A 26,104-nucleotide genomic window follows, 5' to 3' on the forward strand; every position below is an offset into this window, starting at 1 on the left:
CGTTTAATTGAATTCAATCAAACGACAAGAATTCGCTGAAAGTAAAGAAATTAGAGCGTGAGCGTGAATACAAATGAGCGCAACAGGCTCTAGGAGGGTTTTGTGAAAAGCAATCAGAACAAATCAGCGATCAACGCTGGTCCCAATGAATTTTTCCTCGGTGTAACAACATTCTTCCCGTTGATTTTCGCCGCGACACCCATCGGCCTGTTGTTTGGCGCGCTCGCAGCACAAAAGGGCATGTCTCCTTTGGAAGTCCTGCTGATGGGCTCCTTCGTGTTTGCAGGCGGCTCTCAGTTTCTTGCGCTGGATTTGTGGGCCGACCCACTCCCGTGGCTCACCATTGCCTTCTCCACTTTCCTGATCAACCTGCGCCACGTGCTTATGAGTGCGTCCCTTGCCCCCAAACTCGGCCATTGGACACCCCTGCAAAAATACCTTGGCTTCTTCATATTGGCCGATGAGGTCTGGGCTCTGTCTGAACAGCGCGCCATCAAGCATCACACCACTTTCAGCTTCTATCTCGGTGTTGGCCTGACCCTGTTCATCACCTGGCAAGTCGCAACAGTGGTCGGAAGCCTGATAGGCGCAGTCATGGGCGACCCATCCCGCTACGGTCTGGACTTTGCGTTCACCGCTCTCTTCATCTGTCTGGTCATGGGCTTCTGGCAAGGCCGCAAAACTGGCGTAGTCCTCGCAGCGAGCGGTTTAGCGGCAGTTCTCACCCATAAGTTCGTTCCAGGTGCTTGGTACATAATCGCTGGCGCAATCGCAGGCGTCATCGCCGCAGCAGTCCAATATGACGAAAAAACCAACGGGCTCCAGAAACCTGCGGAGGCACTTCAGTCATGATGTCAGAAGTCTTCGCAGTTGATCCGCTTGTCCTCTTCACCATTGTGGCAATGGCAGCAGGAACTTACCTGACCCGCATCGCAGGGCTGGTGCTGACAAAGTTCGTCACTTTCTCAGGCAGAACTGAGGCAGCCTTGCAAGCCGTTCCGCCAGCGATCCTCATGTCGGTCGTCGCCCCAACAGCCTTCGCAACCGGCATCGCAGAGACCGCGGCAACAGCCATCACCGCGATTGCAGCCCTACGCTTGCCAATGCTCGCAGCCATGACACTCGGTGTTGTCAGTGTTGTCGTGCTCAGAATGGCACTCACTGTCATCTAAACAAAAACCCCGCTCCATGAAGCGGGGTTTTCTTTATCTCAAAGAGAAGCAGGAACGGTTTAAGAAACCGGACGGGTCGCCTCTTCCAGCCATGCTTTGGTCTCACCATCCAGCAGTGGCCCAACCAATTCCCGCACACGAGCATGGTAAGCATTCAGCCAGTTCAGCTCGAACGCGGAGAGAAGCTTGGTATCCACCATACGCAGGTCAATCGGTGCCAGCGTCAGCGGCTCAAAACCGAGCATTTTCTGATCACCACCCTCAATGGCAGCAGCAGGCGTCACCAGCTCAAGGTTCTCAATCCGGATGCCGTACTCATCAGCCCGGTAATAACCCGGCTCATTGGAAAGGATCATACCCGGCTTCAACGCGATGCTGTTTGGAGCTTTGGAGATCCGCTGCGGACCTTCATGCACGCCCAGATAAGAGCCGACACCGTGGCCAGTGCCATGGTCAAAGTCGAGACCCTGCTTCCAAAGATCGATACGAGCCAGAGTATCCAGTTGTGAGCCGGTCGTCCCAACAGGAAAACGCGCGGTCGCAATAGCAATATGGCCCTTCAGAACAAGCGTAAAGTGTTTGCACTGCTCAGCAGTCACAGCTCCAACAGCAAGCGTACGTGTGATGTCTGTTGTGCCATCCTCGTACTGCGCACCAGAATCGATCAGATACACACTGTTCAGCTCAATCGGCAGATTGCTATCGTTGCTCACACGGTAGTGACAGATCGCACCGTGAGGACCAGCCGCTGAAATGGTGTCAAAGGAAATGTCCTTCAAAGCACCCGTCTCACGGCGGAACTCCTCAAGCTTTTCAGCAACAACAACTTCAGTCAGGCCACCAAGAGGCGCCGTCTTCTCAAACCATGCAAGGAAGCCAGCATAGGCAACACCGTCACGCAGATGCGCAGCTTTTGTGCCCTCGATCTCAGCCTGATTTTTAACAGCCTTCGGCAGCAGAGTTGGCTCCTGCCCTTCCACAACATGGCCGCCATTGTCAGCAACCGCATCATAAAGAGCCTGACCCGCAAGACCGGTATCAATGAGCACTCGTTTGCCTTCAGTACCCAATGCTTTCAATGCAGGTGCAAGTTCTGTCGGTCCTGCAATATCAGCAAGAGCGCTCAGCTCATCACGCACTTCATTGGAAAGCTTGCGTCCATCAATAAACAGCGATGGCTTGCCGTTGGTCGGTACCAAAGCAAAAGACAGTGGCAGCGGCGTATGCATCACATCGCTACCGCGAATGTTCAACAGCCACGCAATTGAGTCTGGCTGTGTCAGAAGCGCTGTATCCGCCTCTTTTCCAGCAATCAACTCACCAATACGCTTGATCTTGTCTGCAGCACTTTCACCAGCAAACTGCATCCCGTGCATTTTCACGGCACCAAGCGGCGCTTCCGGGCGATCACTCCAAACGGCATCAACAGGATTGCTTTCAATAGCAACCAGCTGTGCACCAGCCTTTTCACAGGCAGCTTTCAGGGAGCGCACCTGACGAACAGGATGCAACATCGGATCGTACCCGATCTTCTGGCCTTCTGCCGCATTCTCACGAAGCCAGCCCGTCAGCGGCTCATCAATCAGATGACGATAGGCAAACGCCTCTTCATCTACCTGATCTCGCACCTGAATGGTGTAGCGGCCATCAATAAAAACAGCTGCCTTGTCACTGAGAACACCAGCAATACCAGCAGAGCCGGTGAAACCCGTCAGCCACTCAAGGCGGCAGTCACTATCAGGAACATACTCACCTTGGTGAGCATCTGCCCGCGGCACCAAAAAGCCATCAAGCCCACGCGAGGCCAGCTCGTCTCGCAGAGCGGCCAACCGAACCGGCCCACGAGATTTATCATTTACTGTGTCAAAGCTTTGAAACATGCCGGAAGGCTAATGCCGATCGTCACGCAACTCAACCACACAAACACGGCTCCTAAGAGGAATTTATACTCTCAATTCAGACGATGGGGATACAGAAGTACACAATCCATGCGTTATACGCAGATCTGCTATGTTCTCCATGCAATTTCAGATCATGACAATACAGAGACATGCAAAAAACGCATAAGTGTCATGCGAAACTATCTCTTTTTTTACAAACTAAAATAATAGATAACTCCTCTTGTCGACGGGGCGCTTCCCTCCCAAAGCAAACCGGTGGATCACACCTCCTCCCAAAGTGATCTGCACGACAAAAATGGCCGGCATCCATCAGCTGCTGATAAAGCGCTAGAAATGCCACTCATATAGCTGGATACCTCCTCCCAGTATCTAGCAAGCTAAGCAAATTCCTCCCAGTTGCTTGGCACACAAAAAAACCTTTGCTTCCCCGGCAATTTCCTCCCAATTTGCCGGATCAGGAAGCAAAGGTTTTTTGTTTTTTTGCATTTCAATCAGACATCAAAAAAACCCTCACTGCATCAGCAATGAGGGTTCAGAATTATTGCAGCGTATCTCCGAAAAGTGGAAACCGGTTTTCGGAGAAAGATATGCAAAAACAAAGGCTAAAGCAGTTCATGTATTTCCATTTAAATGCGAACTGCTTTAGCAATCTGTCAGACCTTACGAGTCCCAATTGCCTTTGGCAAAGGTCAGCGTCAGCCATCCTTCAATCTCGCGGCGATGCACAAGCTTCAATCCCTGCTGTCCGTACGCCGAGATGATCCGTGGACCATGCTCAATCCGCAAGCCGGACAGAACCAGCGTAGATTTATGCGCAAGGTGAGCGCACAGTTTAGCGGACATCTGCATCAATGGTCTTGCAAGAATATTGGCAACAACCAGATCAAACGGACCAAACTCATTAAAGCGGCGGTCATCTACACCAGCACCGGTAAAAGCTTTGAAGTGAGGCCCTACATTGTTCTTACGCGCATTATCAATCGCAGCTTCCACTGCAATCGGATCGATATCGGTCGCCAGAACTTCAGAGCTGGTCAGCTTAGCAAGTGCAATGCCCAGAACACCCGTTCCGGTGCCTAAATCAAGCATACGGTGGTATTTGTGTCGCTTCAACAAGCGCTGAAGCTCCAACAGGCAACCTTCAGTCGTACCATGGTGACCGGTACCAAAAGCCTGTGCTGCTTCAATCTCGATACCAATGTCAGACTGGCCGACAGCATCACGATCATGCGCACCATGAACGATAACCCGATCCGCACGAACCGGCTTCAAACCTTCAAGGGATTTGGCAACCCAGTTGATGTCAGGCAGCGCCTCAACTTCAGCAAAGCTTGGAATAACGCCGCCTTCAAACTGATCAAACAAACGCATTTCAACCAGATTGATTGCGTCATCAACCGTAGATTCCAGAACCAGCACTTCTGCGGTCCAAGTTTTTCCGTCCTTGGAGCTTTCAAAGACGGCAACTGGGAACCCGTCATCTTCAAAGCGTGCCTCCATAATATCGGAGAGTGCTTTTGCTTCAGCCTCAGGTGCCGGAATGCGAACCCGGATCGTGTCCATGCAAAATCCCTTAGTTACGATGAGCTATCAAAACTCAGTGAAAACCTTTGCCTAGGCGTATAGAAGGTGCAGCATCGAAAAGCCAGTACTCACGAGGTTTTCTCGCGCTCTGCCGCATATTCGCAGCGAACAAGGCTAAGTATTGTTGAACCAGCAATCGGCATCGCAGGCTTGGTGCCATTCAGCGGTCGAAGCTTCTTGGTCGGGTCTATCAACATCAGCACAATAGCCGTCTCCGGCAAAGCCTCCTGAAACTCGGTCCAGCCATAAGTATCTGTCAACTCACTGGCTTTGATGAACCAGCCTTCACGGATCTTCGTTTCAAGGTCATTATAACTGTGCTCTGGTGTCAGAAAGGGACGACCGCCAAGCGTCACAACACGGCGAAACTTTTCCTTCTCGCTTTGCTCTTCTGAGGGTGCAAACTGATACACTTCCCCTCGTCCCATAAGCGGTCCAAAGTTTGTAGTCACCAGCGCGTTGTAATCATCATTGTCGGTCACGGCGAGCAAAACGCTGTAATTTTCAAGCGGAAGCTCATTCTCAACTTCCTCGGAAAGAACCTCGCCATAATGGTTTGCCAGCCCGGCATTGCGCGAAATCCGCAGCTTACCCCAGTTGCGATCAACGGTAAGGCTCGGAACATCCAGCGTTTTCAGCTTGGTCGCAAGCGCCACGCTAAACCGGCTCGCCCCAACAATCAGCAAACCCGGCCCGGAATGACTGGAAAGCCCGAGCCACCGCGCAAACGGCCCAAGCGAAAACCCGTGCGCAAAAACAGTTGCAACCACAACGGCAAACGACAAAACCGCCAACCGCTCTCCATCAGGAGCCCCATGTTCAACAAGCGACCTTGCAAACAAGCCAGAAACCGCGACAGCCACAATACCGCGTGGCGCAATCCACCCAACCAGCAAACGTTCTTTCCAGCTCAAGTGAGCACCAATGGTTCCAACCCAAACCGAAATAGGCCGGATCACAAACAACAGCACCAGAATAAATGCCAAATCCTCCAACCCAAACTCCGCAAGACTGCCGAGCTGAACTGAAGCCGTCAAAACAATGAATACCGAAGACACCAGAATGATCGTGACGGCTTCCTTAAACCGTTTCAGCTCTTCAAGACTGGCAAGACGAGAGTTACCAAGCACCAGCCCAAGAACCGTCACCGTCAGCAGACCGGATTCCTCCAGCACCAGATCAGAAAGCGCATAAGCGCCCATCACACTCACAAAAATCAGCGGTACTTTGAGAAATTCAGGAACGCGACCACCAACAAACAGCCAGATCAATCCACGCCCCAGCGCCCAGCCACCAACACCGCCAATTAGCAGCCCAGCCACAGCCCGGATCGCCAGGACCCAGAAACCATGGTCGCCGTGATAAACCAGATACCCTTCAAACATAAACACCGCGAGCAGCGCACCAAGTGGATCAGCAAGAATTGCTTCCCAGCGCAGCAGCGAACTCACCCGTCGCTCTAACCGCGCCTGACGCAGAAGGGGAATAATAACAGTAGGACCGGTAACAATCAGAATTGCAGCAAACACCAGCGCCGAAGGCCAGCTCAGCTCTGCGATATAGTGGGCATTCAATGCGCCCAACAAAAACGCGATAAAAGCGCCCAAAAGAACGAGCCGCCAAACCGCCTTCTCAACACCGCCAATACGTTGAAAGTTAAGAGAAAGACCGCCTTCAAACAGAATAACGGCAACACCAAGCGCAACAGTTGGACGCAATAAATCACCGAACAACGCAGTTGGGCTGAGAACACCCGTGGCAGGACCAATGAGAAAGCCAGCAACAAGCAGAAGAACGATCGCAGGCAAAGACCATCGCCAGGCAAGCCATTGTGCACCAACGCCCGCCACACCAATCATTGCAAGCGCGAGAACCACCTCATTCATTGCCACCTCCCAACACAACTTAGAAGAGAGATAGCACAATCTACCCTAAAGGTAATTAACGCTTGCGTTGCAGCTTATGCCCGCTCAACAAAGCTATCGAGCACTTTCTTTTGGCCAGCTTTTTCAAAGTCGACGGTGAGCTTGTTCCCCTCGATGTCGTCGATTAATCCATAACCAAACTTCATATGGAAAATCCGCTCACCAATCGCAAAATCGCTTCCTGCTTCATTAACGCTCTTGGCAACCAGCTCTCCTTCAATAGTCATCGGACCAGCTTTCTTGGCACGGCGGCTCTGGTTCCCGCCATGCATTTTGCCATACTGCTGACCAGACGCCTGCGCCTTACGCGCCCGCTGCCAACCCGGCGTAGAGTACTTGCTCTGGAAGGGATCACTGTTGTCAAACCGGCTGGCGCCATAACCACCACCAGCACTATTCAGACCATACCCACCGTAAGAGCTGGAGGCCTCAACAACCTCAACACTATCTGCAGGTAGCTCATCAAGAAACCGCGAAGGAATGCAGGACTGCCACGAGCCATGAATGCGGCGGTTAGAGGTAAACCACACTTTCACACGCTTGCGGCCACGGGTAAGACCCACATAGGCAAGGCGCCGTTCCTCTTCCAGACCAGCTTGTCCGGTTTCATCCAATGCCCGCTGGTTCGGGAACACACCCTCTTCCCAACCGGGAAGAAAAACACTATCAAATTCAAGGCCTTTTGCAGAATGGAGCGTCATAATCGAGACCGCATCCTCTTCCGCATCGCTGTCTTTATCCATCACCAGCGAGATGTGCTCAAGGAACCCAGCCATGCTCTCAAACTCTTCCATCGAGCGGATAAGTTCTTTCAGGTTGTCCAAACGCCCCGGCGCTTCAGCCGACCGATCCTGACGCCACATCTGGGTGTAACCACTCTCATCAAGAATGATCTCCGCCAGCTCCGTATGGCTCATGGTCTCAACCTGATTACGCCAGTTCTCCAACATGCCAAGAACATCCGCGAGCGCAGCACGAGCTTTCGGACGCAGCTCATTGGTCTGCACCAACTCTTCCGCAGCGATCATCAGCGGAATAGCGCGTTCTCGCGCATAAGCATGCACAATCTTCAGCGTCGCTTCACCAAGCCCGCGCTTCGGCGTATTCACGATACGCTCAAAAGCCAGATCGTCTGACGTCTGCATCACACAACGGAAATAAGCCAATGCATCGCGGATCTCCATACGCTCATAAAAGCGCGGGCCTCCAATGACACGATAGTTCAAACCGAGCGTAACGAACCGGTCTTCAAACTCGCGCATCTGGAAGGACGCACGCACCAAAATGGCCATTTCATTCAGAGAATGCCCATGGTTTTGAAGGGCTTCAATCTCATCACCAATGGAGCGGGCTTCCTCTTGAGAATCCCAGGCCGAGGTAACCTGCACCTTCTCTTCTTCGTCAGAACCCATCTGGTCAGTGAAAAGGGTTTTACCAAGACGGCCCTGATTGTGCGCAATCAGATGAGAAGCCGCAGATAGGATGTGACTGGTCGAGCGATAGTTCCGCTCAAGACGAACCACAACAGCACCCGGGAAATCCTGCTCAAATCTCAGGATGTTATCAACCTCAGCACCACGCCAGCCATAAATGGACTGGTCATCATCGCCAACACAGGCCACGTTCGGATTGCCCTGCGCCAGCAGACGCAACCACATGTACTGCGCGATGTTGGTATCCTGATACTCATCCACCAGCATGTAACGGAAGCGATGCTGGAAGCTCTTCAGAACGTCATCATGCTCTTTGAAGATCGTGATGCAATGCAGCAGCAAATCACCAAAATCACAGGCATTCAGGATCTTAAGTCGTTCCTGATAGGTCTCATAAAGCTTGCGCCCCAAGCCATTAGCAAAGGCCTGTGCGTCACCAGCTGAAATCTGAGAGGGTGTAAGCCCGCGGTTCTTCCAGCTGTCCAGCAGCCCGGCAAATGTCTTTGCAGTCCAACGTTTTTCGTCCAGTCCTTCCGCTTGAATGATCTGCTTGATCAAACGAACCTGATCGTCCGTATCCAGAATTGAGAAGGACGACTTCAATCCAACAAGCTCAGCATGGCGGCGCAAAATCTTCACGCAGATGGCGTGGAACGTGCCGAGCCAGGCCATGCCTTCAACGCCATCACCAATGTAAGCGCCAATGCGCGTTTTCATCTCGCGGGCAGCTTTGTTGGTGAAAGTCACAGAAAGGATCTGCCCCGGAGTGGCATGACCCGTTGCCAGAATATGTGCAATACGCGTTGTCAGAACACGTGTCTTACCAGTGCCAGCACCTGCAAGAACGAGCACTGGTCCGTTGATCGTCTCAACAGCAAGTCGTTGTTCTGCATTCAATCCTTCCATGTAGGCTGGGGCGTTGGTTTGCCGTGCAGCCATGGCCCTCGCTGCGATACCACCTGCCTTGGGCTGTGGTGCAGCCAGAGGATCAGCAGGGTGAGCAGGTATTCCGCGATGAAGTGGGCCAGAAGAGTTTGCCATTGAGCTCGTTAGATCCTTTGAACGCATACCCCTCTCAAATCAGAGGGAGAATCTCCAATACTTAACGAGGAACAATATAGCAACAACATTGAAGAAGCGAGGCATCAGCAAAGAGATACACATCGTTTTGTAGGGCAAGGCATCTTCACTCAGTAACTCTTGCCTCACGCCAGCTTTGCTCTGTGATGTTTTATCAAGCTTGTTCTGAGTTACTTGAAATCCGGGAGGCCCTTTAGTGTTTTAAAGAGGAAGTATGCGTATACCTGCCAACGAGAATAACTCAGCTTAGCAATGGGAATATCTTCACTTCCGAAAGACAAACAACACTGTAACAACCTGAAAGAAAAACTATGAATACTGGTAAGTTACACATGACACGCCGAAACGCCCTCATTGGCATCTCCGGCTCTTTACTGGCAGCACCTGCTCTGGTTTCCTCCGCCCAGGCCAACCACCACGGCTCCACCGATTACACCAACAAGACGCTGACAATCAGCCCCTTTTCACTTGCCATCAGTGAAATGGCGACAATGAAGGCCAGCAATCCATTGGTGCGCCAGTTTGCAGAGCTGGAAAGCGAAGAACAAACTGCGGTCTCAAAAGTGATTGAATCCACAGGCGCCACACCTCCCCCGCGTCCCGCCGCTCTGGAAGACATCTACAAGAAGCTGGAGGCCGAAAACGGTGAGGACTTTGACCGTCTGTACATCTCCGCTGAAATCACTGGTCATGAGGACTTGCTGAAGGTTCAATCACCGGAATCCGGTAAAAAACCTGTGAACGTGGATGTGGCTACAGCAACCATTCTGGTCGCTTTCATTCATACCCATCTGGCGATGCTGGCAGAGATCCGCAAGCAAATCGGCTAGGCAACTCCTTCAAACATCTCAGAAAACACCAGTGGTGCGCTCCGGCCCCACTGGTGTTTTCCTGTCAAATTCAGCCAACCCAACGATCACATCTTCAAATTTGGCTCAATTATCGCTGTCTCCCGAGAGATCTTGCTAAGATTTCCTGCCCACTCTCTTAGCCAAGGATGTTGCTTCTGGAGAACATCTGACCGCAACTGGAATGGAGCTTGAGATATGCCGAAGGTCATTTGCAGATATAAGAACTACGATGATTTCTATAAAAACCGCACAAGCATCTGGGCTGAAATCAGACGTCGGATGAACATCCACGCGACGGACACTGCAAGCTTCGACAAACTCATTTTCCAGGGCAAGGCAGCCATCCGACTGACCTACGACAATCATGTTGAAGACGCACCGGATATGAAGAAAGCCAGAACGAACATTGCCGCACTTGAAAAAGAGAAAGCAAGAACCTTCCGTTTTGTTCAGGCCTCAAAGTCACTGGAAGAGGATATCTCGACAAAACACAAAATGCTCAAAGTGCTCGAAAGCCAGCTGAAGCAGCAGGAAAAAGACCCCAAAACTGATCCCAACTATCGCGATACAGCGAAAGAGCTCAAAAAGCTGCTCAAGCTCCAGCCTGCAGTCAAAAAGAAGATCCAGGAATACGACAGTGCTCTGAAAGCACTTGAAAAAGCTGAAGCAGACTACGACCCACTGAAAAAGCAGATCGAGAAAACCATCCCCATGAGCGTGCAGACAGATGGCAAGAACATGATGCTCTATATCGGCGGACGCGCCGAAGCATCTGTCCGCCTAAGAGCAACACTGGCGCAGAAGTAGGCTCGCCGCAAGTCTACCAATGCAGCGAGAGGAGCCTAGCAACTCCCTCGCTCTCTTCTTATTGATCGCCGACCAACTCGAACCAGTCATCCTCTGAAATGACCTGAACACCAAGGCTTTGCGCTTTGGTGAGTTTGGACCCGGCTTTAGGACCCGCGATCACCAGATCAGTTTTCTTGGAAACAGAACCAGACACTTTCGCACCCAAACTTTCCGCACGTGCCTTCGCCTCATCCCGGCTCATGCGCTCCAAACTACCTGTAAACACAAGTGTTTTTCCAGCAACGGGACTGTCAGAGCTATCAGCAACAACCACATCAAGCGGGGTGATCTGATCAATCAACGCAGCAAGCGCGTCGCGGTTATGTTCCTCTGCAAAGAACACGACCAGAGCATTGGCAACCGTACCGCCAATTCCGTCAATGTCATTGAGTTCACGGTAAGCTTCTGAAGTTGCATCAGTTGCTGCAATCATGGCATCAGAAAAAGCACTCCAGGAAGAGTACGCCCGAGCCAGCAGCTTGGCATTTCCCTCTCCAACATGACGAATACCAAGCCCGAAAATCAAACGGTTCAGTTCAATTTGCCGTTTGCTATCAATAGCTTCAAACAGCTTGCGCGCAGAAACAGCACCAAACCCCTCACGAGACCGCAGTTTGTTGAGCGAGCTCTTGTCCCGTTCCGCTAATGTGAAGATGTCCGCTGGTGTGCGGATCCCACCTTTATCCATGTCATATTCGTAAAACGCTTCCACCTGCTTCTCGCCCAGTCCTTCAATATCGAAGGCATTACGGGAAACGAAATGCTTAAGCTTCTCAATCGCTTGCGCTGGGCAAATCAATCCACCTGTACAACGGCGAATAGCATCAACCTTGCCAGAGTTCGGATTGACTTCGCGAACGGCATGAGAACCACAGGCCGGACAGTTCACGGGATACTCGAACGGAGCTGCATCTTCAGCCCGCTTACCCAAGTCCACATCCACGATTTGTGGGATAACGTCACCAGCACGCTGGATAATCACCGTATCACCAACACGGATGTCCTTGCCATCTCGGATGGGTTCACCATCCTGACCAATGCCTTTGATGTAGTCTTCATTGTGAAGAGAGGCATTAGAGACCACAACACCGCCAACCGTGACAGGTTCTAGCTTTGCAACCGGAGCCAGAGCACCCGTTCGTCCCACCTGAATTTCAATGGCATTGAGCGTTGTAAACGCGCGTTCTGCTGGAAATTTATGAGCAATCGCCCAACGCGGTGAGCGCGATACAAAGCCAAGGCGCCCCTGCAGATCCAGCCGATCCACCTTGTAAACCACGCCGTCAATATCATAGCCAAGACCGGAGCGATCCTCCTCAATCCCATGATAGACGCGCAACAGTTCCTCAGCGCTCTCGCAACGCTTCATCAGCGGGTTGATCTGGAAACCCCATTTGCCAAACAGTTCCACCATGCCCATCTGCGTATCAGCAGGAACTTCACTCATATCGCCCCAGGCATAGGCGAAGAACTTGAGCGGACGTGTCTTGGTGATCTCAGAATTCAGCTGGCGCAATGATCCTGCCGCTGCATTGCGCGGGTTGGCAAACACCTTGCCACCATTGGCTTCCATTCGGGCGTTTAACGCCGCAAAGTCCGCATGGCTCATGTAAACTTCACCGCGCACCTCAACCACATCCGGCACACCCGCAGGCAACACCTGCGGAATATCCTTAATGGTCAGCGCATTAGCTGTCACATTCTCACCCGTGGTGCCATCACCACGGGTTGCGGCATAAACCAGTTTGCCGCTCTCATAGCGCAAGGAAAGGGAAAGGCCATCAATCTTCGGCTCAGCCGTCACTGCAAGGGCGCCCATCAGTGGATCATACTTTAAAAAGCGACGCACCTTGCCAATAAAGTCCTGCACATCCTCATCAGAAAACGCATTGTCCAATGAGAGCATCGGCACGGCGTGAGTGACCTTGCCAAAGCCTTCCGCAACAGCACCACCAACCCGGTTGCTCGGGCTGTCAGCACGCACCAGTTCCGGATGAGCAGCTTCCAAAGCCTCGTTCCGGCGGCGCAGCGCATCATAGGTCGCATCATCAACAATCGGCGCATCTTTGGTGTGATAGGCCGCATCATACTCAGCTATCAGCCCCGCCAGCCGCTCCAGCTCCAGCGCAGCTTCGTCCGCGTTCAGGGCTTCAATTTCTTTTTGAGAGGTATCAGCAAGGCTCACCGGTTTACTCACCTGTTTAATCATCAACTGGGCATTAGTCTTATCGCCACCGGGAATAACACACCAGCCAGAACAGTTAAGATTTAGACAGGAATTACTCTGGACCCGAGAAAAGTTGGTCCATGACTTTGCGCAGTTTGCGTTGCTTTGTGTGATTTTGCGTTGATCTGCGTTTTTTACGTGAAACCTGCGTTCCTAAGTAACGGACGGCCAAGGCTCAGGTTGTCCCGAGCCCTTCATCCTTTTCACGCTCATCAGAAAGGGAGTTATCCCCCTCCTCTGGTTCATCCCCTACACTAACTTGCATCTGATCAATACCAACCATCCGCGTTAACACAGCAGCCAACGCCAGCGCCGTGAAGATTGGCCCCACCGGGAAGCCATGAGCCGCCAGCGCAATATTGACGATTGGCAAAAGATAAACCGCAAACAATAAGAGCGGCGCTACAAACGGAGAATTCGCGTCATCATCAAACAGACCAGTGCGTGTCGCATAAAGGTAGAGCGCCGGAGAAAGCACTGCATAGTCCCAGAGGAACAGGAAAGGCGTTGCAAGCAAAACACACAGCGTCACAGCAAGGTTGCGGGCAATCGGTTCACGCTCACGCATAAACAGCCAGAACACCACCACGAACGCCAGAATAGTGAAAGGCAATTGCACCAGATATCCAGCCGTCGCAGAAAACCCGAGAGCCCGCATCGCCCCAAACGCAGATGGGATCAGATAAAGGAAGCTGCCCTCACCCTGGTCCATGACAGTTGCCAGCAAGGACGGAACCGTATCCAGATAGATCCACCAAAGACCGGACCCAAAGAACACAGCCGAGGCATCAACAAGGAACGCCACTGTCGCAACACACGCGCACAGCGCGATGATACTGCGATGGGCAATCAATATGATCGGGATCAGCATGAACAATTCAGGCTTGATGGAAACACAGCCAAGCAACACACCCGCCCATGCCGGATGCCGGTCCAGCAAGCGCAGCCCGCCATAAAGGAACCCGCCCGCCAGCATGCCAAACTGGCCGTAAAACAGGTTCACCAGTGTTGCAGGAGCAAAAATGAAAAAGGTGAATGCACGAATGGGCGCTTTACGGCTAAAGGCGACAGACAACGAGAGCAAAGCTCCCATCCCCATCCAAAGGCTATAAGCCTGCAGGTAGGTCAACCCAGACAGCGGAACCAGAAAGACCAGCAGACTTGGCGGATGCACCCACGCGTAAAAGCCGGAGCCACCAGCAACATTGCGCTGTACTTCATCATAAAACCAGCCAAAGTCATAAAGCTGCGCAGCTTGCCCCGCCACAGCCATGCGAGAGGCAAGCAGGAACTGGTAGAAGTCGCCCCCCACCCTGCGCAGATCGAATCCGTCAAGGCCCATCACCGATCCAAACAGATACAGCGGATAAACCACCACAATCAGCAGCAGCGCGATGACAAAATAGATCTGTAAGCGGGCGAACGAGATAAACATCTACCGGCCTCCATCTATGCATATCCCCGTAAGTGGTTCCGGTTTTCGGATGAGAATATGCGCAAGTATAAAGTCTTGGTTGCCGGAGAGTTTAGAAGATACCAAGTTAATTATTTGAATACGCTACGTAATTTAAGATTCTTTTAGGGAAATGAAACAGTGTTCGCGAGAAAAGGATGAGAAATTCTACTTATTTCAGAGTCTCCTAAAAATTTAACAGATTGTAAACATGCAACCTATCGGTAAAGATATCACCAGAAAAATTCATTAAGGAATTTGACTGAATTGTGACATCTGCCTAATTAGCCTCAACGTAAATTTGGGGTAGTTGGGAAATGAAATCCTATTTTGTAGCTGGCGTCGTAGCATCCAGCATTCTCTTGGCCGGTTGCGGCACAGTTGTTCGCGGCACATCTGAAGACATCAAAATCGATGTAAAGCCAGCGAACGCGAAAATCACATCAACAACAGCGCATACTTGTGTTGGACCTTGCGTGATCAACGTACCGCGTAAAAAAGAATTCACTCTGACTGCATCTGCACCGGGCTACCAGTCTCAGGTTATCGATGTTCAGACCCGCGTCAGCGGCAAGGGTGCAGCAGGCATGGCTGGCAACATTATCCTTGGTGGTGTTATTGGTGTTGGTGTTGACGCAGTAACAGGCGCAACTCTGGATCACTATCCAAACCCGGTTACTTTCAATCTCAAGCGCGGCAAAGGCTCCCGTAAGCTGACCCCTGCTGAGATCAAACTGATGAACAAGGCGAAAACCCCGACTTCTTAATCGGGCAACGTCAGTGAGGGGCATCGGATCAGACCATGCCCCTTACATTCAACAGCTCCATGAGAGCACAAGCAGCACATGACCTTGGCTCACCCAAATAAGGTCCACTCTCAAAACACCATGGCCACCACTCCCTCCTTGATTTTCCAAGGCAACTAGGGAACTCTCGCTCCTGCAATCAGGAGTTCCAATGGCCGCCCCTCAGGACGCAGAGCGTGTGCCTCTTATCGAGGCCCGAAATATCTCAGTCATCAAGCAAGGGCGCCAGCTCTTTCACGCCTATTCGTTCAAGCTGTATGAAGGCGATAAACTGTGCCTCCGTGCCCCTTCCGGTCGTGGCAAAACGGTTCTCCTGCGCATTCTCGCAGGGCTGGATAAACCGGAGGCAGGCGAGCTGCTCTTCAATGGCCTCTCTTACACAGCGGGAGGACGAACGCAGCTCCACAAACAGCTTAACTGGCTCCCTCAACGCGTGAGCCCTCTGGCAGACCATATTCGCGAGGCCTTGCTGGCACCGTTTGAGCTGCAAGCCAATCACAAACGCAAGCCATCAGATACTCAGATGCTTCAGGCTCTTAACGTAGCGGGCCTGCCCAACGCAGCACTCGATCAGGCGACAAGCAGCCTTTCTGGCGGCGAACGTCAACGCCTCGCGCTCGCCCGCGCGCTGCTTCTGCAACGCCCTTTATGGATTGCAGACGAACCCACAGCAGCCCTCGACAAAGCCCATGCCCTCGCCTGTGGTGACCTTTTGATGGAAAACACCAAGACACTGCTGGCTGTCACCCACGACGCCCACCTTCAAAGCAAGATTGATCAGGTAATTGAACTGCCAGAACCAGCACAGCCAGGCTCACAGGAGCGCGTGCAATGACCTCAAATGTCGCATGGAGTGATCTGGCTCTCTTTTATCTCATAGCAATCATCCCACTGTCCCTGCTGTGGACCATGGGTCTGAGGGACCTTTCACGGGATCTGGCAATATCCATTGCCCGCATGAGCATTCAGCTGCTGGTTATCGGGTTCTATCTGCAAACCGTCTTCGATCTGGACAATCTGGCCCTTAACCTGCTCTGGCTGGTTGCCATGGCAACAATTGCTGCAATCACCTCGGCTGGCCGCGCACAAATGCCCCGCCTCAAATCAACAGCCCCGCTCACGGCAGCTATACTCATTGCCATGCTGCCAGTGCTGCTGATGTTCATCGTAATCTTCAGCCGTCCTGTGCCGTGGTACTCTGCACAGGTCACAATCCCAATCGCCGGCATGCTGCTCGGCAACGCTCTGGGGTCACTGGTCATCGCCCTGCGCCGGTTCAACTTGAGAACACCGGAAGATAAGGAACACATCGAGCTGCTCACCACCATGGGCGCGACCAAACTGGAAGCCCGGCGAACACTCGTCAAAGCCTCCCTGCGCGCAGCCGCCTCCCCCGTTATCGCCAGCATGGCAACACTGGGTTTGGTCTCGCTGCCGGGAATGATGACAGGTCAGATTCTCGGCGGCTTCAACCCGATCGAGGCAGTCCAGTACCAGATCGCCATCATGCTCGGCATCTCCGCAACCCAAACCCTCGCCATCATCCTCGCCCTCCGCTTCACCATCTATATGGAGCCAGAGTACGAGTGATCAGAGACAAAGAGTCTTACACCGGCAATTCTTGGCCATCAGCGATTTTGCGGGAGGGCCTGAGCTTTTTCGGTCTGATGGAATGAGCCAACATACGGGCAATTACTTTGTGACAGTCTACCTGTGCATCGTCGGAGACGAGATTCCAGGCACCTGAGACTATAAGTAAGTCAATAACTTACCATAGGAGAGGATCAAGTTTACCCTTATGCGTTGCAGGAATTCCGATCAAAGTAGGAGGCTTAAATCAGCTCTTCCTGGCCCATCAGGCGTTTTGCAGCGGCACGGGCTTCTTCGGTGATGGTGGAACCGGCGAGCATACGGGCAATCTCTTCGTGTCGGTCACCCTCGGCGATCTCAGTCACACGTGTCGCCACACGGTCCTTCTCCACCTCATCCTTGCGGATCAGGAAGTGACCATTGGCACGCGCTGCCACTTGCGGTGCATGCGTCACCGTCAGCACCTGAACACTGTTCGCAAGGCGGGCAAGACGCACGCCAATCGCTTCAGCCACGGCACCGCCAACACCCGTGTCGATCTCATCAAACACCAGTGTCGGAGACGAGCCCTTATCTGCCAGCGACACCTTCAGCGCCAGCAGGAAACGGGAGAGTTCACCACCCGAAGCAACCTTGAACATAGGCCCCGGACGAGTACCCGGGTTGGTCTGCGCCCAGAACTCGACAGTGTCGATACCGGACGGCCCACGCTGTTCAACATCACTCTCGATATTGATGATAAACCGCGCCCGTTCCAGCTTTAGTGCCGGAAGCTCAGCATGAACCGCAGCCTCAAGGCCTTTAGCAGCTTTCTGACGCTTCTTTGACAGCGCCGCCGCCAGCTTGTCATAGGTTTGCTTGGCAGCCTCTACAGCGCTTTCCAGCGCCTGTAATTTCTCCTCACCTGCATCCAGATCAGAAAGGTCACCTTCCATCTGGGCCCGCAGTTTAGCAAGGTCATCCGGCTGTACAGAATACTTGCGAGCCGCAGCCCGCAATGCGAACAGACGTTCTTCCGTCTGCTCCAGCTCTTGCGGGTCAAAATCCGTGTCACGCAGCGCCTGCTCCAAACCACCGCGCGCTTCCTCCAGCTGGTCCAGAGACCCGCCGATGGCTTCAACCACACTTGTCAGATAGTTGGGCGCCAGATCAACCTTACGCTCAAGACGGCGCAACAAACTGGAAAGCTCAGGGATTGGAGAGGCTGGTCCGTCAAGTGCCTCATAGCCCTCGCGCAGATCGCCTGCAATCTTCTCCACCTGCATCATATCCTGACGACGCAAAGCAAGCTCGTTCTCTTCTCCGTCACGAGGATCAAGCGCGCTCAGTTCATCAGCACTGGAGCGTAGATAATCCGCCTCACGGCGGGCTTCTTCAATGCGCGCAACATGATCTTTCAGGGCTTTCTCGGTAGTGCGGACCGCTTTCGCGCTCTGCCCAACCTTTGCAGCATCACCTTCCAAACCGCCAAAGCTGTCCAGCAGCTGACGATGGCTCTCAGGATCAATCAGGGCGCGGTCGTCATGCTGCCCATGAACCTCAACCAGCAACTCTCCGATCTGCCGCAGCAGACCAGCACTCACGGGCGAGTCATTCACAAACGCACGGGTACGTCCATCAGACGCCTGAACACGGCGCAAGATGATGTCGCTGTCGTGCTCTAGTTCATTTTCCTGAAGAAGGGTGCGCAGAGGATGGACCATTGGAACGTCGAAAACCGCGCTCACCTGACCGCGGTCCTGACCATGCCGAACCAGTCCGGCGTCTCCTCGCCCACCAAGGGCGAGGCTTAAACTGTCGAGAAGAATAGACTTACCTGCACCGGTTTCACCCGTCAGAACACTCATGCCGTCGCTGAAATGCAAATCCAGCTTATCAATGAGAACGATATCCCGAATAGAAAGCGATGCCAGCATGGTAGTCTAGGAAACTCCGATTCCTTGAAAGGCTTAAAGGAGTTTCATATCCCCAAATGCCCTGCTAAGCCAGCTGCCTTTGTTCTCATGAGGCTCCAGACCGCCCTTTTTCAAAAGAGAAAACGCATCTTTGTACCACTGGCTCTGCGGGAAGTTGTGTCCCAACACCGCTGCAGCTGTCTGTGCTTCGTTCGTCACACCAAGTGCATAATAGCTTTCGGTCAGTCGATAGAGCGCTTCTTCAACGTGACGGGTGGTCTGATAATTGCTCACCACAGTCTTGAAGCGGTTGATAGAGGCAAGGTAGTTACGGCGCGCCAGATAGTAGCGGCCAACTTCCATTTCCTTACCAGCCAGCTGATCTTCCGTCGCGCGGATACGCTGACGAGCCTGCTTGGTGTATTCAGAATCTGGATAACGCTGAACAACTTCACGCATTGCATCCAATGCTTTGGCGGTCACAGCCTGGTCACGACCCACATCTGGGATCTGACGGAAGTAGGACTCACCAATAATGAAGAGCGCGTAGGCGGAATCATCGTTACCAGGATAAAGCGAGGTAAAGCGCTCAGCAGCGGAAATCGCTTCAGGATACTTACCCATTTTGAAGTTCAGGTAAGCAATGTTGATCAGCGATTTACGCGCGAATTCGGAGTAAGGATAGATGCGGTCAAGCTCGTAGAACTTTTTCGCAGACGCTTGAACGTCGCCAGATGCACGAAGAGCCAAAGCTTCATTGAACATCACTTCCGCAGGAGTTTCATCCAGCGCAAGATCATCAACATCATCCTTGGTTGCACAGCCCGCAATAACGAGTGCCATCGCCAAAGAGGTATATCTAATCGCTCTTTTGAGGCGATTAGCCCCCAAAGCAGTCCCGGCAGCATCTGAACGCAGCAATGTTTCCGACTCCTATCGTGTTGGGATTCGGGTAAAATCCCTCCCAGTTCACGCTTCTATCTCAATGTTTGGATAACGTCACGTAGTACCACAGCATTTGCCTCGAATTTATGTCGGAATAGAGGCAAAAACCGTTGAATAACTATTTTAGCCTCAGGAGACGTTAGGGCCAAATGCTGCAGCCTGCAGTCCGCCAATCAACTCGGCATGACCTTTTTCGCGTGCATGACGATCTACCAGAGCAACATCAGCTTCGACAATTTCAAAAGCATCCGGGTTCTTGAAAAGCTCCACAAGGATGCAGTGATTCATACGGTGACCACCTTTGTAAGAGCGGTACTCACCCAAAATAGGCAGACCAGCAAGAGCAAGATCACCGATCGCATCAAGGCTTTTGTGACGTACGAATTCGTTTGCCCAACGGGTTCCTTCAGGGTTCAGAACGCGATCACCGTCAAGAGCGACGGAGTTCTCTAAGGAAGAGCCCATGGCAAAGCCAAGCTTCCAGAGCTTCTCAACATCCTGCACACTACCAAAGGTACGGGCACGGGAAATTTCATCACGGAAGTAATCAGGTGTTAGGTCAAACTTGAGCTGCTGACAACCAATTTTCTCGTGATCAAAATCGATGGTGATGTCAAAACGGGTGCCGTCAAACGGGTTGAGTTCACACCACTGATCACCGGAAACGTAACGAACTTTTTCTTTGATGCGAATAAAGCGACGCTTTGTGCCGAGCGTTTTCAGGCCAACGCGGTCGATAGCTTCAACGAATGCTTCGGAGCTACCATCCATGATTGGCATCTCAGGTCCGTCAATATAAGCGGTCACATTGTCAACGCCCATACCGCGCAGAGCAGCCATCAGGTGCTCAACGGTAGAGATGCCGCTGTCATGAGGATCACCAAGTACGGTGCACAAAGATGTTGCAGTGACTTCCTTCCAGTTTGCTTCCGTCTGCACGTAGCCACCCTTGGTGCTACGATGGAAAACAATGCCGGAGTTCGCGTCTGCTGGGTGAAGTGTAATGGAAGCTGGACCGCCAGAGTGAACCCCAATACCATTCAAGGTTACACTGTCCGCAAGCGTTGTCTGTTTTTCGACACGCATTCCCATATTGTTCCAGCCTTTATCATTCCGCTCCAGGTACATACTGAACCTCACGAGCCACTACTTTCGAATACCCTCTGCGGGTTGGCTGGAACATAGCTCTTGGAGCTTACCAAATAAAATAAAGCTTTATTACGGTTTGTAACGTCCTGAAAATTTTAGGTACATTTACCGACAATTCCATTTAAAAACGCAAAGCAGCAACCCGGAAAAATCCGGATTGCTGCTCGAGAGGCGCGAGTTCTGTTGATAATCAGGTGGCTTGGCGGCGCAGGAACGCCGGGATTTCCAACTGATCATCTTCGATCATTTGTGAGCGTGCAGGCGCAGGGCGTCCACCAGCGTCCAGAGTCCCGGCTGCACCGTGATTCTGAGGCTCGGTTGGACGAGGCGCTGCTGGCTGGCGTGGAGCCTCAGCAAACGCATCTGCCTGTACTGGCTCATGGTGCTCCATGTGCTCGTCTTCACGGCGGCCAAGACCACCAGTCAGACGGCGTAGAAGACCCATTGGGCGACGCTCTTCTTCCATGTGATGCTCATCATGCTCTTCAACCTGCTGGGCCATAGTGGCTGGTGCTGGCTGAGGAGTTGCAGATGCCGGCTGTGGTGCAGGCGCTGCAGCAGGAGCATCCGTGCGCGCACGAATTTCACGCTGTGCAATTGGCGGAAAGTCTTCAACACGTGGCATACGTGTCTGAGGCTCTACCTTTTGTGCAACAGGTGGAATAAATGGCTCAGGAATATTGGTAGGCTCATCAAAAGCCTGCGTTGGTTCCTCAAGTGCATCATATTCCTGCACAGGCTCATAACGACGAGACTGATAAGGAGAAATTTCCACTTCCGGGTCAGTTGCAACAGCAACCGGCTCAGAGTGCATAAGTGTTTCGGCTGCTGCGGAGCCCATCGCGCGCATCGCACGAACTGGGGTGGGTGCAGGAGCTACTTCTACCGGCGCAGCTACCGCTGGACTGGGCGTAGGCGTAGTAGCGCTCTGCAGACGCTCTGTGAGTTCAGCCATACGAACCTCTGCAGGAGAGATATCTTCACGCAGCTCTTTGTCGATGCCGGTGGCAACAACAGAAACGCGGATAATACCGTCCAGAGATTCATCGAAGGTCGCACCAAGAATGATGTTCGCTTCTGGGTCTACTTCCTCGCGGATACGAGTTGCAGCTTCATCAACTTCAAACAGCGTCAGGTCGTTACCACCAGTGATGGAGATAAGCAGACCGCGCGCGCCCTTCATGGAAGTCTCGTCAAGCAGCGGGTTCGCAATCGCAGCTTCAGCAGCCTGAATGGCACGCTGTTCGCCGGATGCTTCACCGGTACCCATCATCGCTTTACCCATGCCACGCATTATGGAGCGTACATCAGCAAAATCGAGGTTGATGAGACCTTCTTTGACCATCAGGTCAGTGACGTTCGCTACACCGGAATACAGCACCTGGTCAGCCATGGAGAAGGCGTCAGCAAAGGTGGTCTGTGCATTCGCAATGCGGAACAGATTCTGGTTTGGAATAACAATAAGAGTATCAACATTACGCTGTAACTCTTCGATGCCGGCTTCGGCAACACGCATACGTCTGGACCCTTCAAACTGGAAGGGTTTGGTAACCACACCGACGGTCAGTATACCTTGTTCACGCGCAGCTCGAGCAACAACTGGCGCAGCACCGGTACCGGTGCCACCACCCATACCCGCGGTGATAAACACCATATGCGAGCCGGACAGGTGATCGTTGATCTCGTCAATAACTTCTTCTGCAGCAGCTGCACCAACTTCAGGCTGGGAACCAGCGCCCAAGCCTTCCGTAACAGCAACGCCCATCTGGATAACACGCTCAGCCTGGCAAAGAGCCAATGCTTGTGCATCCGTATTAGCAACAACAAAGTCACAGCCCTGAAGACCGCTCGTTACCATGTTATTTACGGCGTTTCCGCCACCGCCACCAACACCGAATACGGTGATCCTGGGCTTCAATTCCTGAATATCAGGCATTTTCAGGTTGATTGTCATATTAACCTCGCGACCCTAATAACATGCCCGAAGTCGGGCATGTCGTTCTTCCTCTCGTGCGTCCGCCGCATCTGGCGAAACTCGTGATAGTGGGGGTTATGCGATCCCCACTAGAAACTTTCTCTAATCCACTGACCAACCCGAGCCAGATAGCTCCCGCGCCCCTTAAGGCCACGGCGTTGGTGCCGGGGTTCGAATTGCTCAATCTGTGCTACCTGCGGATAAATCAGCAGGCCCACAGCTGCCGAGAACGCCGGACCCTTGGCTTCCTCTGGCAAACCGGAGATACCCAGCGGACGCCCCAGACGCACACTGCGCCCAAGAATGCGTCGTGCCGTTTCAGAAAGGCCAGTCAACTGACTGCCCCCGCCTGTCAGCACAACACGTTTACCCACTCGGCCTGCAAAACCAGAAGCGACAATCCGGTCTCGCACCATCTCCAATATCTCTTCAACGCGCGGGCGAATAACCCGCGTCAGCATCGCCCGGGGGATCTGCGTTGGCAGATCGCCATCCGTATCCACGGGCGGCACCTGAATAAAATCACGGTCATCCACCACACTTGGCAGCGCAGACCCATGTAAAACTTTCAAACGCTCAGCAGCTTCCATCCGAGTGGAGAGCGCGCGCGCCACGTCCATGGTGACGTGATTACCGCCAACAGCCAGCGCATCCAGATGCACCATCTGACCATCAACAAAAATCGAAAGCGTGGTTGTGCCACCGCCCATATCAATACAGGCAACACCCAGCTCAATCTCGTCTTCTACCAGCGTGGAAAGGCCTGCTGCGTAAGGCGTCGCAACCAGTGACTCCACTTGCAGGTGTCCACGCTCAATACAAAGCTCCAGATTACGCACTGGCGGTACTTCTGCAGAAACCACCTGCATGTCCACGCCCAGCTTGCGGCCCATCATGCCGCGCGGATCACGAATGCCGCGGTTGCCATCCAGCCCGTAGGAGATCGGTAGCGCATGCATCACCGCCCGTCCCTCGGTCGCCGTATGGGTAGAACCCGCCGCCAGCACACGCTGAATATCGGCCTCAGTCACACCTTCAGTTCCAAGCGGCACAGTGGCGGAGAAGATCTCGCTCTGCAGACGGCCACAGCTGACAGTCACCAGCAGCGTTTCCACCATCACACCGGCCATACGCTCGGCCTGATCAACCGCGCGGCGGATCGCCTGCTCAGCCTGATCCATGTCCACAACAACGCCGGACTTCATGCCAGCAGACGCCTGATACCCGTATCCCAGCACCTCAATGCCATGCGAACGGCCCGGCATCAGGTCTTCCTCGTCGCCAGGCACCAATTTCGCGATAATACAGCACACTTTCGTGGAGCCGACGTCCAGCACAGAAACCACAACAGATCTGCGGCTCGGCAAAGGCCGCATCCGCGGCAGAAAAATCACGTTCTTATTCGAGCTCATGTGTCCCTCCCGGAGTTGGAGGGCGTACCCCGTTGCTCGATGGTGGTTTTGCGGCGAATGGCGGCGTCATCCGAAAGACGCACCACAACGCGATCCTGCAAACGCAGGTCCACCGCGACGATATCGCGGGAGAGCAAACCACCTTGATCATCCAGCTTCTTAAGTTCCGCCAGCGCATCGCCAACATCAAATTCTGGCAGACGCACTGTAATTCCGTTTTCCAGGGCAAGATCCCAGCGTCGTTCGGAGCGCAGCTTTGCAGCGCGCACCCGGGCACGAATACCTGGGAAATTGTCCAGCTCGCTCATGATCTCACCAGCACGCAGCTGCGCACCGTGATTGACCACGCGAAGCAAATTCGCATAACGGCCATCCACCTCATCGGTGATGACCTCGCCTTTTTTGGTGATGACAGACGTAATGTCCCCACGCTGCCAGAGCGCATAAGGCTCTTGCTCTTTGATCATCACACGCAGCGTACCGGGGTAGAACTTCTGGATGGCCGCATTCCGGATCCAGGCAATACCTTCCAGACGCTCTTTCGCGTCAGCCGCATCAAACAACATCAAAGAAGGACGTTCGTGAAGTTCAAGCGCTTCCAGCACCTGAAACTCGGTAACACGCTGCAAACCCTCCATTTTGATCTCGTTCACCGCGAAACCGACGGAGGATGTAACTGATTCGCTCACATTACGGGCGTGTCCACCCAGCGTAATGCCATAGGCAGCGGACAAAGCAAGGAAGCCAAAAGCACTCGCAGTTGGTGCCCAGGATGGGATAAGTGCAAAAAATCCAGTGACCCCCCAAGCGGGTCTCTGGTGCAAACGCGATACGCCACGACTTCTGAAGCGATAGCTCCAGATGCCTGTGCGTTCCCGCAATGCATCAAATTTTGCCTTTATCTTCCGCAACTTGCGTCCTCCACGATCCAACTCACCAATTCTTGGAAATCATGTCCGGCATGTGCCGCGATTTCCGGGAGCAGTGATGTTGGCGTCATGCCGGGTTGAGTGTTCACCTCAAGACAAATCAGTTCTCCTAGGCCACCGGGTCCTTCGTTAAAACGGAAGTCGGCGCGTGTAACGCCGCGACACCCCAGAGCCTGATGTGCCTTGAGACTTGATTTTTGTATTTCTTGGTAAACAGATGGTAAAATTTCCGCAGGAAGTATGTGTTGTGAACCGCCTGGGACGTATTTTGCATCATAATCGTAATAAGTGTGACCCAGCGGTACAATTTCTAGTACCCCTAACGCCACATCACCCATCACCGCGCACGTCAATTCGCGGCCTGGGATGTAACGCTCGACCATGAGCAAATCACCATACTGCCAATCTTCGCGTGTCAATTCCTGCGGAGGATGCTCTTGCCCCTCCTTCACAATCAGCACACCGAAGGACGATCCTTCGTTGATTGGCTTGATCACATAAGGCGGCTCCATCACATGACGGCGCGCAGCATCAGCGCGACTGGCCACAATGGCATTGGCAACCGGAACACCGGCAGCCTTCATCACGGCCTTCGCCTTTTCCTTATGCATGGCAAGCGCAGACGACATCACCCCGGAATGGGTGTAGGGAATATCGAGCACTTCCAGAATACCCTGAATAGCTCCGTCTTCACCAAACGGCCCATGCAGCGCGTTGAATGCCACGTCCGGTTTCAGCTCCTGAAGCACAGCAGAAATGTTGCGGTCAACATCCACACGCGTGATCTGATAACCAGCCGCTTCCAGAGCGTCCGCACAGTCTTTGCCTGAAGACAGAGAAACAGGCCGCTCAGCAACCCATCCACCCATCAAAACTGCAACATGCTTGGTCATCACAAAACCCAATCCTGATTTAAACGCCTAAAACA

General features: G+C 53.0%; 20 protein-coding genes. 7 read left to right on the forward strand and 13 right to left on the reverse strand.

Going from position 1 to position 26,104, the window contains the following annotated elements:
- Positions 1-102 precede the first annotated feature (102 nt).
- Complete coding sequence (locus PsAD46_RS23640; protein WP_063293887.1) at positions 103-852, forward strand: AzlC family ABC transporter permease; 750 nt, start codon at positions 103-105, stop codon at positions 850-852.
- Complete coding sequence (locus PsAD46_RS23645; RefSeq protein WP_057465740.1) at positions 849-1,172, forward strand: AzlD domain-containing protein; 324 nt, start codon at positions 849-851, stop codon at positions 1,170-1,172. Before PsAD46_RS23640 ends, PsAD46_RS23645 begins: the two co-directional genes overlap by 4 nt.
- Positions 1,173-1,231: 59 nt before the next feature.
- On the opposite strand, the gene PsAD46_RS23650 is transcribed toward PsAD46_RS23645, so the two are convergent.
- The 4 genes from PsAD46_RS23650 to PsAD46_RS23665 form a co-directional block, all read right to left on the reverse strand.
- On the reverse strand, positions 1,232-3,052 hold the full coding sequence (locus PsAD46_RS23650) for an aminopeptidase P family protein (RefSeq protein ID WP_063293889.1): 1,821 nt from the start codon (positions 3,050-3,052) through the stop codon (positions 1,232-1,234).
- 681 nt (positions 3,053-3,733) lie between these two features.
- Positions 3,734-4,636, reverse strand: a complete 903-nt coding sequence (locus tag PsAD46_RS23655; protein ID WP_063293890.1) for a 50S ribosomal protein L11 methyltransferase — start codon at positions 4,634-4,636, stop codon at positions 3,734-3,736.
- A gap of 89 nt (positions 4,637-4,725) precedes the next feature.
- Positions 4,726-6,543 carry a sodium:proton antiporter gene (locus tag PsAD46_RS23660; RefSeq protein ID WP_063307993.1) on the reverse strand — a complete coding sequence of 606 codons (1,818 nt, stop codon included), beginning with the start codon at positions 6,541-6,543 and terminating at the stop codon, positions 4,726-4,728.
- A gap of 74 nt (positions 6,544-6,617) precedes the next feature.
- The gene (locus tag PsAD46_RS23665; RefSeq protein ID WP_063307994.1) at positions 6,618-9,056 is read right to left on the reverse strand and encodes a UvrD-helicase domain-containing protein; all 2,439 of its coding nucleotides are present in this window, start codon (positions 9,054-9,056) and stop codon (positions 6,618-6,620) included.
- Between the two features lie 371 nt (positions 9,057-9,427).
- Between PsAD46_RS23665 and PsAD46_RS23670 the strand changes: the two genes are divergently transcribed.
- Both PsAD46_RS23670 and PsAD46_RS23675 read left to right on the forward strand, forming a co-directional pair.
- Positions 9,428-9,925 carry a DUF4142 domain-containing protein gene (locus PsAD46_RS23670; protein ID WP_208982004.1) on the forward strand — a complete coding sequence of 166 codons (498 nt, stop codon included), beginning with the start codon at positions 9,428-9,430 and terminating at the stop codon, positions 9,923-9,925.
- A 216-nt stretch (positions 9,926-10,141) separates the two neighbouring features.
- Entirely contained in the window at positions 10,142-10,753 is a 612-nt protein-coding gene (locus PsAD46_RS23675) for a hypothetical protein (RefSeq protein ID WP_057465734.1), read from the forward strand.
- Between the two features lie 58 nt (positions 10,754-10,811).
- Here the strand turns inward: PsAD46_RS23675 and ligA are convergent, their stop codons facing one another.
- Together ligA and PsAD46_RS23685 are read right to left on the reverse strand one after the other, a co-directional pair.
- Positions 10,812-13,004, reverse strand: a complete 2,193-nt coding sequence (gene ligA / locus PsAD46_RS23680; protein WP_208982005.1) for an NAD-dependent DNA ligase LigA — start codon at positions 13,002-13,004, stop codon at positions 10,812-10,814.
- 193 nt (positions 13,005-13,197) lie between these two features.
- Positions 13,198-14,457 carry a glycosyltransferase family 87 protein gene (locus PsAD46_RS23685; RefSeq protein ID WP_063307995.1) on the reverse strand — a complete coding sequence of 420 codons (1,260 nt, stop codon included), beginning with the start codon at positions 14,455-14,457 and terminating at the stop codon, positions 13,198-13,200.
- 335 nt (positions 14,458-14,792) lie between these two features.
- Here PsAD46_RS23685 and PsAD46_RS23690 point away from each other — a divergent pair, with 335 nt between their 5' ends.
- From PsAD46_RS23690 to PsAD46_RS23700, 3 genes are all read left to right on the forward strand, one after another.
- Entirely contained in the window at positions 14,793-15,242 is a 450-nt protein-coding gene (locus tag PsAD46_RS23690; RefSeq protein ID WP_063307996.1) for a hypothetical protein, read from the forward strand.
- Between the two features lie 190 nt (positions 15,243-15,432).
- Positions 15,433-16,116 carry an ATP-binding cassette domain-containing protein gene (locus PsAD46_RS23695; protein WP_063307997.1) on the forward strand — a complete coding sequence of 228 codons (684 nt, stop codon included), beginning with the start codon at positions 15,433-15,435 and terminating at the stop codon, positions 16,114-16,116.
- On the forward strand, positions 16,113-16,871 hold the full coding sequence (locus tag PsAD46_RS23700; protein ID WP_063307998.1) for an ABC transporter permease: 759 nt from the start codon (positions 16,113-16,115) through the stop codon (positions 16,869-16,871). The genes PsAD46_RS23695 and PsAD46_RS23700 overlap by 4 nt, the downstream gene beginning before the upstream one ends.
- 242 nt (positions 16,872-17,113) lie before the next feature.
- Here the strand turns inward: PsAD46_RS23700 and recN are convergent, their stop codons facing one another.
- The 7 genes from recN to PsAD46_RS23735 all read right to left on the reverse strand — a co-directional run bounded on the left by recN (position 17,114) and on the right by PsAD46_RS23735 (position 26,072).
- The gene (gene recN, locus PsAD46_RS23705) at positions 17,114-18,787 is read right to left on the reverse strand and encodes a DNA repair protein RecN (RefSeq protein ID WP_063307999.1); all 1,674 of its coding nucleotides are present in this window, start codon (positions 18,785-18,787) and stop codon (positions 17,114-17,116) included.
- 33 nt (positions 18,788-18,820) lie between these two features.
- Positions 18,821-19,687, reverse strand: coding sequence for an outer membrane protein assembly factor BamD (locus PsAD46_RS23710; protein WP_057465730.1), 867 nt, complete (start codon positions 19,685-19,687; stop codon positions 18,821-18,823).
- A gap of 153 nt (positions 19,688-19,840) precedes the next feature.
- Complete coding sequence (gene lpxC / locus PsAD46_RS23715) at positions 19,841-20,803, reverse strand: UDP-3-O-acyl-N-acetylglucosamine deacetylase (protein ID WP_057465827.1); 963 nt, start codon at positions 20,801-20,803, stop codon at positions 19,841-19,843.
- 247 nt (positions 20,804-21,050) lie between these two features.
- The gene (gene ftsZ / locus PsAD46_RS23720; protein WP_057465729.1) at positions 21,051-22,814 is read right to left on the reverse strand and encodes a cell division protein FtsZ; all 1,764 of its coding nucleotides are present in this window, start codon (positions 22,812-22,814) and stop codon (positions 21,051-21,053) included.
- A gap of 110 nt (positions 22,815-22,924) precedes the next feature.
- Positions 22,925-24,247, reverse strand: coding sequence for a cell division protein FtsA (ftsA, locus tag PsAD46_RS23725; protein ID WP_063289938.1), 1,323 nt, complete (start codon positions 24,245-24,247; stop codon positions 22,925-22,927).
- Positions 24,244-25,158 (reverse strand): cell division protein FtsQ/DivIB, encoded by a 915-nt coding sequence (locus PsAD46_RS23730; RefSeq protein WP_208982006.1) that lies wholly within the window; start codon positions 25,156-25,158, stop codon positions 24,244-24,246. Before PsAD46_RS23730 ends, ftsA begins: the two co-directional genes overlap by 4 nt.
- Positions 25,146-26,072 carry a D-alanine--D-alanine ligase gene (locus PsAD46_RS23735; RefSeq protein ID WP_208980677.1) on the reverse strand — a complete coding sequence of 309 codons (927 nt, stop codon included), beginning with the start codon at positions 26,070-26,072 and terminating at the stop codon, positions 25,146-25,148. The genes PsAD46_RS23730 and PsAD46_RS23735 overlap by 13 nt, the downstream gene beginning before the upstream one ends.
- Between the last annotated feature and the right edge of the window lie 32 nt (positions 26,073-26,104).

Source organism: Pseudovibrio sp. Ad46, assembly GCF_001623065.1.
Taxonomy (GTDB): domain Bacteria; phylum Pseudomonadota; class Alphaproteobacteria; order Rhizobiales; family Stappiaceae; genus Pseudovibrio.